This is a genomic window from Nocardia sp. NPDC102475, from assembly GCF_055584605.1.
On the sequence record NZ_JBVJLS010000019.1, the window covers coordinates 150,667 to 167,641 of the forward strand.

Annotated in this window: 14 protein-coding genes; 7 read left to right on the top strand and 7 right to left on the bottom strand. The window is 67.2% G+C overall.

The features are described from left to right. A complete protein-coding gene (locus ACZ60G_RS30680; protein WP_040692605.1) occupies positions 1–687 on the bottom strand; it encodes a metal-dependent transcriptional regulator in 687 nt (228 codons plus the stop codon). 198 nt (positions 688–885) lie between these two features. Between ACZ60G_RS30680 and ACZ60G_RS30685 the strand changes: the two genes are divergently transcribed. Together ACZ60G_RS30685 and ACZ60G_RS30690 are read left to right on the top strand one after the other, a co-directional pair. Next, the gene (locus ACZ60G_RS30685) at positions 886–2,163 is read left to right on the top strand and encodes an acetoin utilization protein AcuC (RefSeq protein WP_465814426.1); all 1,278 of its coding nucleotides are present in this window, start codon (positions 886–888) and stop codon (positions 2,161–2,163) included. Further along, entirely contained in the window at positions 2,156–4,924 is a 2,769-nt protein-coding gene (locus ACZ60G_RS30690; RefSeq protein ID WP_465814428.1) for a bifunctional acetate--CoA ligase family protein/GNAT family N-acetyltransferase, read from the top strand. Before ACZ60G_RS30685 ends, ACZ60G_RS30690 begins: the two co-directional genes overlap by 8 nt. 619 nt (positions 4,925–5,543) lie before the next feature. Here ACZ60G_RS30690 and ACZ60G_RS30695 read toward each other — a convergent pair. Next, positions 5,544–6,560 carry a LacI family DNA-binding transcriptional regulator gene (locus tag ACZ60G_RS30695; protein WP_465814430.1) on the bottom strand — a complete coding sequence of 339 codons (1,017 nt, stop codon included), beginning with the start codon at positions 6,558–6,560 and terminating at the stop codon, positions 5,544–5,546. 167 nt (positions 6,561–6,727) lie between these two features. Between ACZ60G_RS30695 and ACZ60G_RS30700 the strand changes: the two genes are divergently transcribed. Together ACZ60G_RS30700 and ACZ60G_RS30705 are read left to right on the top strand one after the other, a co-directional pair. Continuing rightward, complete coding sequence (locus ACZ60G_RS30700) at positions 6,728–7,423, top strand: NAD(P)-dependent oxidoreductase (protein ID WP_465814432.1); 696 nt, start codon at positions 6,728–6,730, stop codon at positions 7,421–7,423. Positions 7,424–7,458: 35 nt separating this feature from the next. Continuing rightward, positions 7,459–7,674, top strand: coding sequence for a hypothetical protein (locus ACZ60G_RS30705; protein ID WP_465814495.1), 216 nt, complete (start codon positions 7,459–7,461; stop codon positions 7,672–7,674). A gap of 171 nt (positions 7,675–7,845) precedes the next feature. On the opposite strand, the gene ACZ60G_RS30710 is transcribed toward ACZ60G_RS30705, so the two are convergent. The 3 genes from ACZ60G_RS30710 to ACZ60G_RS30720 all read right to left on the bottom strand — a co-directional run bounded on the left by ACZ60G_RS30710 (position 7,846) and on the right by ACZ60G_RS30720 (position 11,339). Then, positions 7,846–8,814, bottom strand: a complete 969-nt coding sequence (locus ACZ60G_RS30710; protein ID WP_063043586.1) for a sigma-70 family RNA polymerase sigma factor — start codon at positions 8,812–8,814, stop codon at positions 7,846–7,848. A 194-nt stretch (positions 8,815–9,008) separates the two neighbouring features. Next, positions 9,009–10,526: a DUF7782 domain-containing protein gene (locus ACZ60G_RS30715; protein ID WP_465814434.1), complete on the bottom strand. Its 1,518-nt coding sequence runs from the start codon at positions 10,524–10,526 to the stop codon at positions 9,009–9,011. A gap of 72 nt (positions 10,527–10,598) precedes the next feature. After that, positions 10,599–11,339, bottom strand: coding sequence for a VOC family protein (locus tag ACZ60G_RS30720; RefSeq protein WP_465814436.1), 741 nt, complete (start codon positions 11,337–11,339; stop codon positions 10,599–10,601). A gap of 276 nt (positions 11,340–11,615) precedes the next feature. On the opposite strand from ACZ60G_RS30720, the gene ACZ60G_RS30725 reads away from it, so the two are divergent. Beyond that, positions 11,616–12,893, top strand: a complete 1,278-nt coding sequence (locus ACZ60G_RS30725; protein ID WP_465814438.1) for an MFS transporter — start codon at positions 11,616–11,618, stop codon at positions 12,891–12,893. A gap of 190 nt (positions 12,894–13,083) precedes the next feature. Here ACZ60G_RS30725 and ACZ60G_RS30730 read toward each other — a convergent pair whose 3' ends face one another. After that, entirely contained in the window at positions 13,084–13,437 is a 354-nt protein-coding gene (locus ACZ60G_RS30730; RefSeq protein WP_465814497.1) for a DUF3099 domain-containing protein, read from the bottom strand. A 172-nt stretch (positions 13,438–13,609) separates the two neighbouring features. Between ACZ60G_RS30730 and ACZ60G_RS30735 the strand changes: the two genes are divergently transcribed. Further along, positions 13,610–13,846, top strand: coding sequence for a DUF3039 domain-containing protein (locus tag ACZ60G_RS30735; protein WP_433597995.1), 237 nt, complete (start codon positions 13,610–13,612; stop codon positions 13,844–13,846). Here the strand turns inward: ACZ60G_RS30735 and ACZ60G_RS30740 are convergent. Next, positions 13,819–15,027, bottom strand: coding sequence for a YihY/virulence factor BrkB family protein (locus ACZ60G_RS30740; RefSeq protein WP_465814440.1), 1,209 nt, complete (start codon positions 15,025–15,027; stop codon positions 13,819–13,821). The two genes, ACZ60G_RS30735 and ACZ60G_RS30740, sit on opposite strands and share 28 nt — an antisense overlap. A 288-nt stretch (positions 15,028–15,315) precedes the next feature. On the opposite strand from ACZ60G_RS30740, the gene ACZ60G_RS30745 reads away from it, so the two are divergent. Further along, positions 15,316–16,974 carry a DEAD/DEAH box helicase gene (locus ACZ60G_RS30745; protein ID WP_433527440.1) on the top strand — a complete coding sequence of 553 codons (1,659 nt, stop codon included), beginning with the start codon at positions 15,316–15,318 and terminating at the stop codon, positions 16,972–16,974. Position 16,975 lies beyond the last annotated feature (1 nt).

A 16,975-nucleotide genomic window follows, 5' to 3' on the forward strand; every position in this document is an offset into this window, starting at 1 on the left:
TCAGACCAACTTCACCTGGACGGCGTGGGCCATCTCGTCCGAGAGTTCGAAACCCGCGTGGCCGGGCACGGTGATGACCACCGAGCCGGGCTTGGTCTCGACTGTCACGCGCGCGTCGGGCACCACGCCCGCCTCCCGCAGCTGGCCGATGACCTCGGGATCGGTCTGGATGTGCTCGGCGAGGCGGCGTACCACGACCGCGTGCACTTGGCCGTGCGGCAGATCCGACAACCGGACCAAGGTCTCGTCGGCGCCGCTCTGTGGGGCGAGGCCCAGCTCGTCCAGGCCCGGAATCGGGTTGCCGTAGGGGGAGGTGGTCGGGTGGTTGAGCACCTCGACCAGCCGCCGCTCGACGTCCTCGCTCATGACATGTTCCCAGCGGCATGCCTCGGCGTGCACGTTCTGCCAGTCGAGCCCGATGATGTCCACGAGCAGCCGCTCGGCGAGGCGATGCTTGCGCATGACCGCGACCGCCATGCTGCGGCCCTTGTCGGTCAGTTCGAGATGGCGGTCACCGGCGACCAGCAGCAGACCATCGCGTTCCATCCGCGCGACAGTCTGGCTGACCGTCGGGCCACTCTGCTCGAGGCGCTCGGCGATGCGCGCACGCAGGGGCACCACGCCCTCTTCCTCGAGGTCGTAGATGGTACGGAGGTACATCTCCGTGGTGTCGACCAGATCCTTCACCTGTTACCCCTTCGTCGGCACGAATTCTACCCACGCACGTCGGCACCCCCGTGTGCCGCATGGTTTCGCGCTACACCCGTGACTGCGCTGTGGGAATTCTGTCGGCGCACGGCCTGTCACCGTATTCGCTCTTGCTTGTATTTCTACTGCATACGAACGTCCAACGGGGCCGTTACCTTCCCGCGTAGCGTTGCGAGCATGGCCACTGCACCGCACGGCGAACAGTCCGCGCCGCTCGACGAAAGCGATCTCGAGGCGCGATCCGGCACGGTTGTCTGGACCGATCACTTCCTCGACTACGCATGGACGCCGGAGCACCCCATGAAACCGGCGCGCCTGCAGTTCACCATGGCCCTGGCGGAAAGTCTCGGATTACTCGACGGTGTCGAGCGATTGGTGCCCGAGCGGGCCGAAGTGTCCGATTTGCTGCGCATCCATACCGCGGACTACATCGAGGCCGTCGAACATGCCGCACCGCCCGCGGGTGCGCCGCTCGCACCGCCGTACGGTCTCGGCTCACCGGATAATCCGGTGTTCCCGCGGATGCATCAGGCGGCCTCGGTGATCGTCGGCGGCACACTGACCGCGGCACGCGAGATCGCCCAGGGGCGTACCCGGCGCGCAGTGAGCATCGGCGGCGGCATGCACCACGCGATGCCGGATTCGGCGGCCGGATTCTGCATCTACAACGATGCGGCCGTGGCCATCTCCTGGCTGCTGGACAACGGATTCGATCGGATCGCCTACATCGATGTCGACGTGCATCACGGTGATGGTGTGCAGCGCGCCTTTTACGGCGACCCCCGAGTACTGACGATCTCGATTCATCAGCATCCGGCCACGCTGTGGCCCAATACCGGCTGGCCGGAGGAGACCGGCCACGGCGCCGCCGAGGGCACCGCGATCAATCTGGCGGTCCTGCCGGGCACCCGGGATCCGCAGTGGCTGCGCGGCTTTCACGCGATTGTGCCCGGTGCGCTGGCGGCGTTCCGGCCGCAGATCGTGGTCAGTCAATGCGGTGTCGACACCCATCGGGAGGACCCACTCGCCGATATGGAACTGACCGTCGACGGTCAACGCGCCGCCTTCATCGCCATGCGCGATCTGGCCGACGAATACGCCGAAGGCCGTTGGCTCGCCGTCGGCGGCGGTGGCTACGGCCTGGTGCGGGTGGTGCCGCGCGCCTGGACGCATCTGCTCGCGACCGCGCTGGATCGCACCATCGCACCGGAAACCGTGGTGCCGCAGGACTGGATCGATATGATCCAGTCCGCGGCGCCGACCGTCGATCCGCCGCGCACCATGGGTGACGGTGGTGACACCGCCTACCGCCCGTGGGACGGTCCCGGCGGCACGGGGGAAACTGGGGACGCGCGCACCGACCGCGCGCAACGCGCTATCGATACGGCCGTATTGGCTACGCGCCGAGCCACCTTCGGGTTGCTCGGCCTTGATCCGGAGGACCCCCGTGACTGAGAACCCGCCCGTCCCGGATTCCCCGAGTACGCCTGCGGTACCGCCTCCGCCGCCACAGCACTGGTTCGCCGATGTACTCGCCTCGGACGGTGGCGTGGTGCGACTGCGCCCGATCACGCCCGATGACGCCGAGCGGCTGCAGGAGTTCCACAGGGCACTGTCGGATCGCTCCCGGTACCTGCGCTACTTCGGTCCGTATCCGCGTATTTCGCCCAAGGATCTGTACCGCTCCACCCATGTCGACCACCACGACCGGGTCGGACTGCTGCTGGTTCTGGGTGAGGCGATCATCGCGGTCGGCCGCTACGAGTTGCTGACCGACCGCACCGGACCGCGCGCCGCCGAAGTCGCATTCGTGGTGGCCGACGAGCATCAGGGACGCGGGCTCGGTTCCATCCTGCTCGAACATCTGGCGGGTGCGGCCGCGGAGAACAAGATCGAGACGTTCGTAGCGGAAGTGCTCGCCGAGAACACCGTGATGGTCACCGTATTCCGCGACGCGGGCTATCAGGTCGAGCGCGCCAGGGACGGTTCGGTGCTGCATCTGGAGTTCGCCATCGATCCCACCGAAGCCCTGCTGTCGGTGCGGGATTCGCGCGAACGCGCCTCCGAGGCGCGCAGTGTCGGCAATCTGCTCGCGCCGCGTTCGGTCGCGGTGATCGGCGCCACCGTGGGCCCGGCCCGGGTCGGCGGAGTGATCTTGGCCAATCTGCTTTCCGGGGTTTTCCAAGGGCCGGTGTTCCCGGTCAATCCGAACCGGCGGTCGGTGCGGGGTGTGCGTGCCTACCCGACGGTGCGCGATATTCCCGATGAGGTGGATCTGGCGGTGGTTGCCGTGCCTCCCGAGGCGATCAGCTCGGTTCTGGACGACTGTATGGCCAAGGGCGTCAAGGGATTGGTCGTGCTGACCGCGGGCTTCGGGGAGACCGGTGATGGTGGTGTGGTCGCCGAACACGAGTTGGTTGCCGCGGCACGTGGACACGGGATGCGGGTGGTCGGGCCGAGCGCGCTCGGCATCGCCAATACCGATGCCTCGGTTTCGTTGAACGCGACCCTGGCTTCGGTACTGCCTGGGCCCGGGCGCATCGGATTCTTCTGTCAGTCCGGGCCGTTGGGTGCGGCCATCCTCGGTGAGGCCGCCGCGCGAAACCTCGGGTTGTCGACCTTTGTCTCGGCGGGTAATCGCGCGGATGTATCCGGCAACGACCTCCTGCAATACTGGGACTCCGACTCAGCCACCGATGTGATCCTGCTGTATCTGGAGAGCTTCGGTAATCCGCGTAAATTTTCCCGGATCGCGCGTCGGGTCGCGCGGAGTAAACCGATCGTCGCGGTGAGCAGTGGGCGATTGGCCGCGCGGGCCCAGCCGACCGGCGATATGGACCGATCGATCGTGCGGGACCTGTTCGCGCAGTCGGGAATCGTTCAGGTCGACTCGATTTCGGAGCTGTTCGACTGTGCCGCGCTGCTGGGCTATCAGCCGCTGCCCACGGGTCCTCGGGTCGTCGTGATCGGCAACAGCGCGGCGCTGAACTGGCTGGCCGTCGATGCCGCACGCGGTGAGGGGCTCGAGGTCCGACGTCCAGCCGCGGTGCCGTTCGACAATGTACGGCGACCGCGCCCGACCGAGCGTGTGGTGGACGAGCAGTCGATCGGCGATCCGGTGAACTTGGGGCCCGACGCGACGCCCGGTGCCTATCTGGACGCGGTGGTCGCCGCGTTGCGCTCGGACGAGATCGACGCGATTATCGTGGTTTTCGCTCCGCCGGTGCCGCTGCGGATGGCCGGATTCGCCGATGCCATTCGCGAGGCGGCAGCGGCCGTGCCCGATGCGGCGAAACCCATTCTCACCACTTTCGTTGCCGAGCAAGGGATTCCGAACCTACTGGCCATGCGCGGTCCGGGCGGTACGGCGGTGCGCGGCTCGATACCGTCCTATCCGGATCCCGAGCGGGCCGCACGGGCGCTGGCCAGGGCGCACCGATACGCGCAATGGCGCACGAAACCGGTGTCGACCGTGGTTCGTCCGGCGGGCATCGACGCGGAACGGGCCGAGCGGCTGGTCGCGGGCTGGATGCGCGAATCCGACGGGCGTTGGCTCACCGATCTGGAAGCGGTGGACCTGTTGGACTGCTACGGAATTCGCGTCGTCGAATTCCGCGAGGTCCGCAGCGCCGACGAGGCGGTGGCGGCGGCCGAGGAACTCGGCTATCCGGTCGCGGCCAAGGCGACCGGCGAAATGTGGCGGCGCCGACCGGATCTCAGCGGGGTTCGGCTGGACCTGTGGCGGCCGGAAGCCGTGCGCCAGGCCTATTCGCACCTGGTGGAACTATGCGGTGATCCCGCCGTGCACATCCAGAAGATGGCCAGCCCCGGCGTCGGCTGTGTGCTGCGGGTGCAGGACGACCCGTCCTTCGGCTCGGTCATCGAATTCGGCCTCTCCGGCATGATCATCGAACTCCTCGGCGACCGCGCCTACCGCGCCCTCCCACTCACCGCCGACGAAGCGACCGCCCTCATCGACGCCCCTCGCGCCGCCCCACTCCTCTCCGGCACCCCCGCCAGCCCCCGCGTCGACAAACCCGCGCTTGTCGAACTCGTCCAACGCGTCTCGGCTCTATTCGACGACCTCCCCGAAATTCGCGAACTATCTTTCGACCCGGTCCTCGCCTCCGCCAACGCCGCCGCAATCCTCTACGCCCGAGCCCGCTTCGGCCGCCAACCCAGCCGCTTCGACACCGGTCCCCGCCGCCTCGGCTGAGCTCCCGCAACCCGCCGCCGCCCCGGGCCGCACGACCCCCGAGCCGCTCAATGCAGCAATCTGCGGGCACTCGCGGGGGCCGCAGTCCCGCGTCAGGTGCGAATCGCCGCCGCGCAGCGCATGAGCCGGTTCGATCGATCGTGGCCGGTATACGGGCAGCGCCCGAGAGCATCGCGCTAGTCGACGAAATCGCGAAGCTGTGCGAGTTGCTGGTGCCGGCCGGTCAGCGCGGCGGTGAATGGCTGCACTCATCGGCGTCGCGGTCTCGCGTCGGCTGGTGCGAATCGCCGACCGGATAGCGTACGGACGGTTCGATCGGCGGTGCGTGGATCGCGGCTGCGCCGAGACCATCAGCAGCGTCGCGATCGCGGGCGAACCGGTCAGCGGCGGGGTTGAGCAGGTGGTTCGAAGTGCCATTGCATGGCGCATGGACCGGTTCGATCGGAGACCGCGGCCGCTAGGGGAGCATGGGCCGAAGTCGCAATCCGTCAGATCCGAGCCGGTGATTCGATCCGCTACCGTTTGCGCATGGAGCGGATTGCTCGGTGGTGAGCGGTACAGCGGGGCCGTGGCTGCGCCCGGGAGCAGCTCAGCGGCGTCGCGATCGCGGGCAGATGTGTCAGTGGCGGGGTGGGGCGGTGGAGGCGCGGGGGACGAGGGATGGGGGGAGGAGGACCGAGCGGGGGGTGCGGTCGGGTTCGGCGATGGATTCGAGCAGCATGCGGGCGGCTTCGCGGCCGATGTCGTGGTGGGGGATGGCGATGGTGGTCAGTGCGGGACTGAGCTTGTCGAGGTAGGGCATGCCGTTGAAACCGGTCACGCTGATGTCGGTGGGGCAGATGATGTTCCGTTCGGCGAAGACGTCGTAGCAGCCGAGGGCGATGAGGTCGTTTCCGGCGACAATGGCGGTGAAATCGTCGGCGGAATCCAGTGCGGTGCGCAGGGCTCGGGCGCCGGCGTCTTCGGTCCACCTGTCACATACCATGATTCGATCGGAGTCGTCCAGATCGTGTTCGCGAGCGGCGGTGCGGAAGGCGCGCAGGCGCTCGACACCGGTGGAGGTGGTCTGCGGGCCTGCGAGGTGCAGGATTCGGCGGTGGCCCAGCTCGACGAGATGCTTGACGGCGAGCCCGATGCCCGCCGCGTCATCGGCGGCGACGGATCCGACGGCGAGTCCCTCGGTGCGGCGGTTGACCAGCACCATCGGCACGCGCTGCTCGTGCAACTGTTGCAGCAGCGGATGTTTCAGCAGCGCGGTGGCAATGATCAGACCTTCGGCCTGGCGCGAGCGCAGCGAGGTGATCTGCGCTTGCTCGCGATCGGGCCGATCGTCGGTATTGACGATGAGGGTGCTGTAGCCCGCGGGGGCCAACACATCCTCGATGCCGCGCACAATCGGCGGAAACAGAGGGTTGGTGAGATCAGGGATAACCAGCCCGACCGTCCCGGACTTCGCGGTCTTCAGACTCCTGGCAATCGGATTCGGCCGATAACCGAGCGTTTCCGCCGCCCGCAGCACCCGCCGCGCAGTCTCCGGATTCACCAACGCTCGGGCATTCGGGTTCAGAGCGCGCGACGCCGTGGCCGTATGCACACCGGCCGCATCGGCCACATCCCGGAGCGTGGGTCCCTGCATTGCAGAAATACTACGGCGGCGGTGCGATGAACAGCGGTCGCGACGAGCGCGCCTCGGCCGAGGTTGCCGCGCTGCACTCGTTTGCAGTGGATTAGGCAAATATTCGCTTTGACTGATAGTAAGCACCAGGCATATCGTGACTGCAAACGATTGCGTAAGGAGTGCGCGTGAACTCAGAGAAATCACCTCAACAGCAAGCAGTCGGCTGGATCGGTGCGGGAAGAATGGGCGCCGCGATGGCCACCCGCCTGGCTGCTGCGGGCACCCAGGTCACGGTGTGGAACCGAACTAGGGCCAAGGCCGAACCACTGACCGAGCACGGCTGCACAATCGCCGAACAGATCGCGGATCTGCGCACCCTCGATGTGGTGTTCACAATGGTCTCCACCCAAGCCGCCCTTGAACGGGTCCTACTCGGCGCCGACGGCCTGCTCGCCGACGAAAAATCCGCACCCGCGATAGTGGTGGACTGCTCGACCATCTCGACGGAATCCTCCGCGACCATTCGCGCGGCCTGCGAACTGCGTGGTGTCGGCTTCGTAGCCGCACCGGTCAGCGGGAATGCGAAAGTGGTCGCCGCAGGTGGACTTTCGATCGCGGCCTCGGGTCCGCTGGAGGTCTATGAACGCGTCGCACCACTACTGCGCACCATCGGCAAATCCGTCACCTACGTCGGCGCGGGCGATGCGGCGCGGCTGGTCAAGATCTGCCACAACCTGTTCCTCGGTGTGGTCACCCAGTCGATGGCCGAGGTCACCGTCCTCGCGGAGAAGGGCGGAGTATCTCGCGCGGCCTTCCTGGACTTCCTCAACAACAGTGTCATGGGTTCGGTCTTCACTCGCTACAAAACCCTGCCTTCGTAAACCTCGACTACACACCGACTTTCACCCCGATCCTGCTGCGCAAGGATTTCGATCTCGGTCTCGACGCGGCCCGCCGACGCGACGTGCCGATGCCGCTCGCGGAGGCTACCGCGCAACTGGTCCAGGCCAGTGTGGACAGCGGTCGAGTACACGAGGATTTCGCGATCCTGCTCGATCTGCAGGCCGAGAACTCCGCACTCGAACTGAAACCAGAGAACGTCGCGGTCGACGACGGACTCGGCGGGGATTGAATTGGGTTCGCCGACCGGCTCGCGCGAACCCGGAGGGGGCGGGACGCGCGGTCACCGGTCGGCGTTTCGAGGTGACCGTCCAGGGTCACCAAGTCGGACGCCGAACCGGCTTCGGAGTAGTCCGGCGTCATGTGCATGCGCCGGGATCACCGGCACGAGTTATTGCGAGAATCAGCTGGCGTAGGCGCGCAGGCGGTCGGCCCGCTCTCCCTTGCGCAGCTTCGACATGACCTCACGCTCGATCTGACGAACACGCTCGCGGGAGAGCCCGAAGAGCTTGCCGATCTGGTCGAGGGTGCGCGGCTGGCCGTCGTCCAAGCCGAAGCGCAACCGGATGACCTGCTGTTCGCGCTCGTCCAGGGTGGCGAGCACGCTGCGCACATCGTGGTGCAGGAGCCCGGCGATCACGGCGGATTCGGCCGAGGTGGCCTCGGAGTCCTCGATGAAATCGCCCAGCGGGGCCTCTTCGTCATTGCCGACCGGCATATCCAGGCTTACCGGGTCGCGGCTGTGGTCGAGCAGATCGGAGATCTTGTCGACCGGAATGCCGGACTCGTTGGCGAGTTCGGCATCGGTGGCCTCGCGACCGAGCTGCTGATGCAGTTCCCGCTTGATTCTGGCCAGCTTGTTGACCTGCTCGACCAGATGCACGGGGAGGCGGATGGTGCGGCTCTGATCAGCCATACCGCGGGTGATGGCCTGCCGAATCCACCAGGTGGCATAGGTGGAGAACTTGAATCCCTTGGCGTAGTCGAACTTCTCCATTGCCCTGATCAGGCCGAGGTTGCCCTCCTGGATCAGGTCCAGCAGCGGCATACCGCGGCCGGTGTAGCGCTTGGCGAGGGAGACCACGAGCCGGAGGTTGGCTTCGAGTAGATGCGAGCGCGCGGCCTGGCCTTCGCGAACGACGGCGGCCAGATCGCGTTTGCGGGTGGCCGACAGTCGCTTGCCGGTCTCCAGCAGATGCTGCGCATAGAGGCCCGCCTCGATGCGCTTGGCCAGCTCGACCTCGTCGGCTGCCGTGAGCAGTGCGGTACGGCCGATCCCGTTCAGGTACACACGTACCAGGTCGGCGGCAGGGCTCTGGGCGTCGAGGTCCGAATCGCTGGTGCGCACACGAGTGGTGGCGGGGCTTGTCATGACTTGCCTCCTGTCGGTGGTGTCTCACTCCGAACAACGGACCCGACAAGTAGAAAGTTCCCCGCTACTGCTCCGATAAACCGCTCTGAACTGCGGTTTCCATCACTCGCGTCTGAGAAGTTCCTGAGAACCCCACCCTGTCGGACCAGCCCGTGCGCGAAGCATCCGGCGGGATGCGAGCGGTTGCCGCTTCGTTACACGGGCCGCACCAAACCGTGGCGAACCAATCCGGCCACCACGGATAATGCGTCGGCCGCGAACTCCTCGGTCACTTCGCCCGATCCGTCGGCGAGCGCGAGCAGTTCTATCAGCTCTTGTAACGGCAAACCCTCGGCGTGCATTCCCGCGACGAGTGCGATGGTGGACTCGTCGACTTCGTGCTGCCAGCGTGGTCCGTCGCCACGGTGCAGCCGCGCGACCTGCTGTTCCCAACCGAATTCGCTGTGCAGATAGACCCGTTCCAGCGCGGTTGCCGGATCGACCACGAAACGTGTTGACCAGGCGAGATTTTCCTCGGCGGCGGCGCGGCGCAACCAGGCCGAGCGCGCGAAATACGCGGTGGCCTCGGCGCCGAGCGGATCGTCGAAGCCGTGCGTCAGGTCCTCGGCGAGCAGTTCGGTCGGACCGTCGATGGCGTGCAGGTAGACGAAGCCGAAGCCGATGGCCTCGACGCCTGCGGCGGTAAAGGCGTCGAGCCACTGTTCGGCGCGCTCCTGTGCGGCCGGGTCGCGCGGATCCAAACCCGCGTCACGCAGCCATGTTCCGACATAGAGGGCCGGATCGGCGACATCGCGTTGGACCACCCAGGCGTCGACGCCGTGCGCGGGTAGCCAGGACGAGACGCGTTGGCGCCAGTCCTCACCGTCCACATGCACCCACGCCGCCAGCGTCGCGGCGGTGCCACCGGGGGCGAGCAGGCCGGGGGCTTGCGAGATCACCAATTCGCTTGCGCCATCGAGGGCGATGCCGGAGTCGCGGTAGGTGTGTTCGATGCGAGCGGGGCCGACGACGAACGGCGGATTGGCCACCACCTGGTCGAAGCGGCGACCGGCCACCGGCTCGAACCAGGAACCGGCCAGAAGTTCGATATCGAGTCCGTTGAGTGCGGCCGTCGCCTCGGCCAGCCACAGAGCGCGCGGGTTCACGTCGGTCGCGGTCACCCGGTCCGCGTACGCGGCGGCGTGGACGGCCTGGACGCCACAGCCGGTGCCCAGGTCCAGCACCGAACCAACGCGGCGGGTGGGGGTAGCGCGCAACAGCGACAGGGAGGCGTGGCCGACGCCGAGCACGTGATCCTCGGTCAGGGTGCGCCGGAACATCGAATCGTCGAGGTCGGACAGGATCCAGCGGGTGCCCTCGCCCGCGTCGAGCGGACGCAGGTCCAGGGCCGCGCGCACATCGTCACCGTCGCGGGCGAGCAGGCCTGCGGCCACCGCGCGGTCGATCTCCACCGGTGCCAGTGCGGCCGCGACCTCGCGTTCGGGCAGTGCGTCACCGAGCAGCAACAGGCGGATCAGGGTTCCGAGTGCGCCCGCTCGGCGAGCGGCGCGACGCACCGGTACCGGTTCGGACCGGCCCAGCGCGGCGTGCGCGTCGGCGCCGAGCACTTCCAGCAGCGTGTCGGCGTCGTAGCCGACGCGGGTCAGCGCGGCCCGCAGATCGGGGCACAGCGCGGTGAGCAGCGATCCGGTGGTCGTCTGGTTGGTAGGCACACCGGTACTCTGCCACCGCGACACGCCAGCAACCGAAACGTGCTCGTCGTGTCAGCTGGACAGCGTGCGATCTCAGACGCCGTTCGGGTCGCGGCCGGTAATGCAGTAGGGCGCGTCGGCGGGATCGGACATGACGATCCAGTGCTCATGGCGCTCGACCAGCGTCGCGCCGAGGGACTCGTGCCAGGCGGCGGTGGCGTCGATATCCGCGGAGGCGAGGTCGATGTGCGCGCCGGCGGGTCGATCCTCGCCGAGGCGCTGCAGCAGAAGCTGTACGGGCATCGGCTCTTTCGCGCGCAGCCGGGCGAATTCGGGCAGGCGGCCCTGCGTCAGGTCCCAATTGGTGAGGGTGGTCCAGAAGCGGGATTCGGCGGCGTGGTCGGTCGGGCCGATATCGAGGCAGACCTGGTCGAGGCGGGTGAGGGTGCCGTCCGGGGCGCGCACGGCTGGGGCGGGAGTGCCCTTCGCGCGGCCGCTGGGGGTGAAGCAGAAGATCTGACCGCCCGGTGAGCGCAGCACGGCATAGCTCTTGTGGTTGGCGACCAGTTCGGCGTCGAGGTCGAGTGCGACGCGGACCGCGGCGGTGACATCGTCGACGTCGAAATCGAGGTGTACCCGCCCGAGTCCGGTCACCGCCTGCATTTTGACGCCCGCAGCGGCGAAGAGTGCGGGATCCGGTAGGAGCGTGAGGAATTCGTCGTTCTCGCCGCGTCGCGGCGAGAGTTGGGTGTCGGTGATCGTCGACCAGAATGTCGCGCATTCGTCGAAACGTTGCGTCGGGCGGTCGAGGAAGGCCCAGACCCACCGAATCATGCTTTCTCCTGTTTCCTGGCGGGAGTTCCCGCGCCGCAGCCGGGCATGCAGTTGTCGCATCTTCCGGTGATTCGGCGTCGCCCGCGCCCGGTTGGCGCGGATGTGTCGCACATCACTGGCGCTGAGAGAGTTCCCGTCGCTTACCCCCGCCACACAGTAGGTGTCGCCCGCGATGCTGTCGAGCCGGTTTCGGCTCGGCCGTGACTGGCACGATCTTGGCGGTTTATGGCATTCCGGCCACTCGTTCGATGCACGAAATTCCGGCAGGCTCAGCGGGTGACTGAACTGCAGACGCCTCGGGTACCTGTCGATTCCGTGCCGAGGCGGCTGCACCCAGCCTGGATCGTCGCCGGTGTGGGATTCATCGCGCTCTTGGGCGCGGCGGCGTTCCGGTCCGTCCCGAGTGTGCTGCTGGATCCGCTGCACGAGGAGTTCGGCTGGTCCCACGGCACCATCGGGGCCGCTGTCTCGCTGAATCTGCTGCTGTACGGGCTGATTTCGCCGTTCGCGGCGGCGCTGATGGACCGATTCGGTATCCGCCGGGTGGTGGCGTGCGCACTGGTACTCGTCGCGGCGGGCAGCGGCCTCACCGTATTCATGACCCAGCCTTGGCATTTGGTGGCGACCTGGGGGCTCTTGGTCGGAGTCGGTGTCGGATCGATGTCCATGCCGTTCGTGGCGACGATCACCGGTCGCTGGTTCGTGCGCCAGCGCGGACTGGTGACCGGCGTGCTCACCGCGGCGGGCGCGACCGGGCAGCTGATCTTCCTGCCGGTGGTGTCCGCTGTCGCGCATGAGCACGGCTGGCGAGTGCCCTCGCTGATCGTCGCGGGTGTCGCGTTGGCGGTGGTGCCGCTGGTCCTGCTGTTCATCCGCGACTTCCCCAGTGACGCAGGCGTTTCCGCGTACGGCGCCGAACCCGGCAGCACAGTTGGACTGCGCGTGCCGGCGACCGGCGGTGCGACCCGCGCGCTGACGGTCTTGACCACGATCGCGCGCAGTCCCGGATTCTGGCTGCTCGCAGGCGGATTCGCGATCTGCGGCGCATCGACCAACGGCCTGGTCGGCACCCACTTCGTCAGTGCCGCACACGATCACGGCATGCCGCCGACGACCGCCGCCGGTCTGCTGGCCCTGGTCGGCATCTTCGATGTTGCGGGCACTATCTTCTCCGGCTGGCTCACCGACCGCGCCGACCCACGCTACCTGCTGGTCGGCTACTACACGCTGCGCGGACTGTCGCTGCTGATCCTGCCGTCGCTGTTCGCGCCGGATACCCAGCCGAGCATGTGGGTGTTCATCATCTTCTACGGCCTGGACTGGATCGCCACCGTCCCGCCCACGGTCATGCTCTGCCGCGAACTCTTCGGTGCCGACGGCCCCGTCGCCTTCGGCTGGGTCTTCGCCTCCCACCAGATCGGCTCCGCCATAGCCGCAACCGGCGCCGGCGTCATCCGCGACATCCAGGGCTCCTACAACCTCGCCTGGTACATCGCCGGCGCCCTCTGCGCCGCCGCAGCCCTCATGTCCGCCACCATCCGCCGCCACCCCTGACCCCGAGAATGCGCTGGTGGCGGGCCGTGCTCCACGTTTGCCTACACCATTGCATGGTGATCACTCGTCCAGGCTTGATCGTCGGCGTGTCGACACCCGCGTGGTGGCTCGCGGCATCATCCAGCCCCAGCCCCAGCCCGGACCTGCTCGACCTACCCTTCCCTGCCCCTGGACCTCACCCCGACCAGCCTCAGGAATCGATGGCGCGATGCGTCCGGGATTCGATGGCGGTGCGGGGGCGGTCCCAGCGGCTGGGTTCGTCCTTGCGGCGTGGCGGGCGGTCGTTGGCGATGAGGACGGCGATCCAGGGGAGGGGGATCGAAGCGGTGATGATCAGGATCGAGAGCAGGGCGTTGCTGAAGACGCTGTAGGCGATCGCGGCCAGGATCAGGCAGGGGATACGGAACGCCATGATGATGGTGTAGCGGCGAACCCTGGCGCGGTGCTGATCCTCCAGTGACGGCGCGGCCTCGGTGATCAGCACCGGGTGCTTCTCGTCATTTCCGGGGAAGTAGCCGGTGGACTTGCGTGGTGGCGTCGGCATTGCGACGTCCGGGCGATCACCGCTGCCGATGTCGTCGGCGTCGGGGGTGTCGCCGTACTGCTGCATACCCTGAGTCTTCCACTGTCGAGGGCGCACCGCACATGGCCTGGTCAGCTCGACGAACACCGACCGCCATCAGCCGAGCTTGCGAGTATGCGGCATCATGGAATCCGTGAGTACCGACACTCTGGTTCGCCCGGATACGACCACCGACGAGACGACGGGCGACGACACCCCGAAGTTCTTCCACTACGTGAAGAAGGACAAGATCGCCGAGAGCGCCGTCATGGGCACCCACGTGGTCGCCCTCTGCGGTGAGGTCTTCCCGGTGACCCGCTCGGCGAAGCCCGGCTCGCCGGTCTGCCCGGACTGCAAGAAGGTCTACGACGGCTTGCGCAAGGGCGACTGAGCCGACGCCGATGACGGATCGCCGGCTGCGCTGAGTCGTGTCCGGCCGGCATCGGCGCCGTTGTCGTGTGTCCGCTCGATCGGCCCCTGAGCTTCCTGTGGGTTCGGGGGTTTCGCTGTGCCCGGATCATCCTGTTCGGTGTCGGAGTCGTCCCCGCCCAACTGATTGGACAACCATTCCTTCACCTGATCGATGCGGGTGCTGCGAGCGGGCCAGAATTCCTGCACCGCGGCATTGAATTCGGCGCCGAGGATGACCGCGAAGCCGAGGAAGAACGTGAACAGCAGGAATGCGATCGGCGTTGCGAGCGCGCCGTAGCTGACACCTGTCCTGGTGACCCAGGACAGATAGCGGCGCAGTCCCTCGCTGGCGGCCATGAAGAACACGCCCGCGACCAGCGCCCCGCCGAACAAGCGATGCCACGGCAGCGATTTGTGCAGTGCCAGCTTGTACAGCGTGGTGAGCCCGATGATCAGTACCAGGCCGACACCCGGGTAGTAGAACGAGTCGATCAGCCGCAACCCGGGTTCCCGCCAAGAATCCGGCAGCACCCGTCCGATCAATGTCGGCCCCAGCGCGATCAGCGGCAGCAGGAATACCGCGACCACCAGGAACAGCACATACAGCAGCAACGCGAAGATGCGCTGCCACACCGGATGCCGGGCATCCTTCTGGCCGTGCGCCTCGACGATCGAATCCACGAAGGTCGACATGGCCGAGGATCCCGCCCACAGCGACATTACGAAACCCACCGAGACGAAGGCGGCGCGTCCGCGACTGAGCACATCGGTGACGGTCGGTTCGATCAGATCGCTCACCACACTGGTGCTGAACAGGTCCCGGCTGAACGCGATGATCTTCTGCTGGACGATCTCCACGGTATCGGGTCCGAACCATTCCCCGACGTAACCGAGGCTGCCGAGCACCCCGAGCAGCAGCGGCGCCAGCGACATCGTCTGCCAGAACGCCGCAGCCGCGGATTTGGCGAAAATCGAATCGTTCCATGACTTCACCGCCACCCGCACGACGAGTTTGCCACCCTGTCGCGCGGCATGCGCAGCGCGCGTTGCGGCGTTGCGGGCATAGGTCGCCGCCGTGGGTTCCGCGCCGCCTCCGCCGCTGTGGATCGGCTGGTCGCCGACCCCCGGGGTGTGGCGCGGTAGGGCGCTTTCGTCGGTCATGATGCTTAACAGCATCGCGCATCCGAGCATATTGTTCCGGTTTGCCGTGGCATCGAGTCGATGGGGAGCAGATGAACACGGCGTGGCGCAGGGTTCGGCGTGTGACGCCCGTCGCCCACGCCGCGTCGGTTTGGCGACACGCCATGAGGGACAGCTAGGGTCGTCTTCGTGACTGTGTCGGGTGGCGCCGCTGTGGCGGGAGAAGCGGAAACACCGGGCGATTCGCAAAAATCGAGCGCCGCGGGTTCCTCAGGTGGTTCGCTACGTGCTTGGCAGCGCCGGGCCCTGATGAAGTACTTGTCCACCAAGCCCAGGGACTTTCTCGCAGTGGCGACGCCGGGCGCGGGTAAGACCACCTTCGCACTGCGGGTCGCGGCCGAACTGCTGGCCGACCGCACCGTCGACCAGGTCACTGTGGTCGCTCCGACCGAACACCTCAAACATCAGTGGGCCCAATCCGCGGCCCGCGTGGGCATTCAGCTGGATTCGCGCTTCTCCAACGCGACCGGTGCGACCTCCGGCGACTATCACGGCGTCGTGGTCACCTACGCACAGATCGCCTCGCATCCCGCGCGGCACCGTGTCCGCACCGAAAGACGCAGAACGCTGGTGATTCTCGACGAGATCCACCATGCGGGCGATGCGAAGTCCTGGGGTGAGGCGACCGCCGAGGCATTCGGTGACGCCACCCGCCGGCTCGCGCTGACCGGTACCCCGTTCCGCAGCGATGACAGCCAGATCCCGTTCGTGATCTACGAACCCGATGAAGCCGGTTTCCCGCGCTCGCGCGCCGACCACACCTACGGCTATGCGGAGGCATTGGCCGACGGCGTGGTCCGGCCCGTCGTCTTCCTGGCGTACTCCGGTGAGGCGCACTGGCGCGACAGCGCGGGTGAGGAGTATTCGGCCCGCCTCGGTGAGCCGCTGAGCGCCGAGCACACCGCCCGCGCGTGGCGCACCGCCTTGGATCCAGCAGGCGACTGGATGTCCAAGGTGCTCGTGGCCGCGGACACCCGGCTGCGCCAGCTACGTGCGACCGGTATGCCCGATGCCGGTGGTCTGGTGATCGCCACCGATCAGGAGCGGGCCCGCGATTACGCCGAACTGCTGGAACACATCTCCGGCGAGCGGCCCGCGGTGGTGCTCTCGGATGATCCGTCCTCCTCGAACCGGATCGCCGAATTCAGCAAGAACACCCAGCCGTGGATGGTCGCGGTCCGCATGGTGTCCGAGGGCGTCGACGTGCCGCGACTCGCGGTCGGCGTCTATGCGACCAGCGCCTCGACCCCGCTGTACTTCGCCCAGGCCATCGGCCGGTTCGTGCGTGCACGCAAGCCAGGCGAGACCGCCAGCGTGTTCCTGCCGTCGGTGCCGGTGCTGCTCGATCTGGCCGCACAGCTGGAACTGCAGCGCGATCACGTCATCGGCAAGCCGCATCGCGAGCAGAACGGCCTCGAAGACGAACTCCTGATCGACGCGAACAAGCAGAAGGACGAGCCGGGCGAGGACGAGAAGCCCTTCGTCGCACTCGCCGCGGACGCCGAACTCGACCAGGTGATCTACGACGGATCCTCCTTCGGCACAGCCACTTTCGCGGGCAGCGCCGAGGAGGCGGACTACCTCGGGATTCCCGGGCTGTTGGACGCGGAGCAGATGCGGGCGCTGCTGCGTGAACGTCAGTCGAAGCAACTCGCCGAACGCGGTGAGGCCGCGACGCCCGATCCTGGTCCGCAGGTCGCCTCGGCCGCCGAGCGGGTCGCGACCGCGGATAAGCTGGGTGAGCTGCGTCGTGAGCTCAACAGCCTGGTCGCCATGCACCACCATCGCACCGGCAAGCCGCACGGTGTGATCCACGGTGAGTTGCGCCGCGAATGCGGTGGTCCGCCAACGGCATTGGCCACCGCGGACCAACTCGGTGAGCGCATCGCCGCCCTGCGCCGTAAGTAAC

Coding starts and splice junctions, on each gene's coding strand:
- ACZ60G_RS30685 (WP_465814426.1), top strand. CDS start 886: ATGGCCACTGCACCGCACGGCGAACAGTCCGCGCCGCTCGACGAAAGC.
- ACZ60G_RS30695 (WP_465814430.1), bottom strand. CDS start 6,560: ATGCAGGGACCCACGCTCCGGGATGTGGCCGATGCGGCCGGTGTGCAT.
- ACZ60G_RS30710 (WP_063043586.1), bottom strand. CDS start 8,814: ATGACAAGCCCCGCCACCACTCGTGTGCGCACCAGCGATTCGGACCTC.
- ACZ60G_RS30720 (WP_465814436.1), bottom strand. CDS start 11,339: ATGATTCGGTGGGTCTGGGCCTTCCTCGACCGCCCGACGCAACGTTTC.
- ACZ60G_RS30730 (WP_465814497.1), bottom strand. CDS start 13,437: ATGCCGACGCCACCACGCAAGTCCACCGGCTACTTCCCCGGAAATGAC.
- ACZ60G_RS30740 (WP_465814440.1), bottom strand. CDS start 15,027: ATGACCGACGAAAGCGCCCTACCGCGCCACACCCCGGGGGTCGGCGAC.
- ACZ60G_RS30745 (WP_433527440.1), top strand. CDS start 15,316: ATGAAGTACTTGTCCACCAAGCCCAGGGACTTTCTCGCAGTGGCGACG.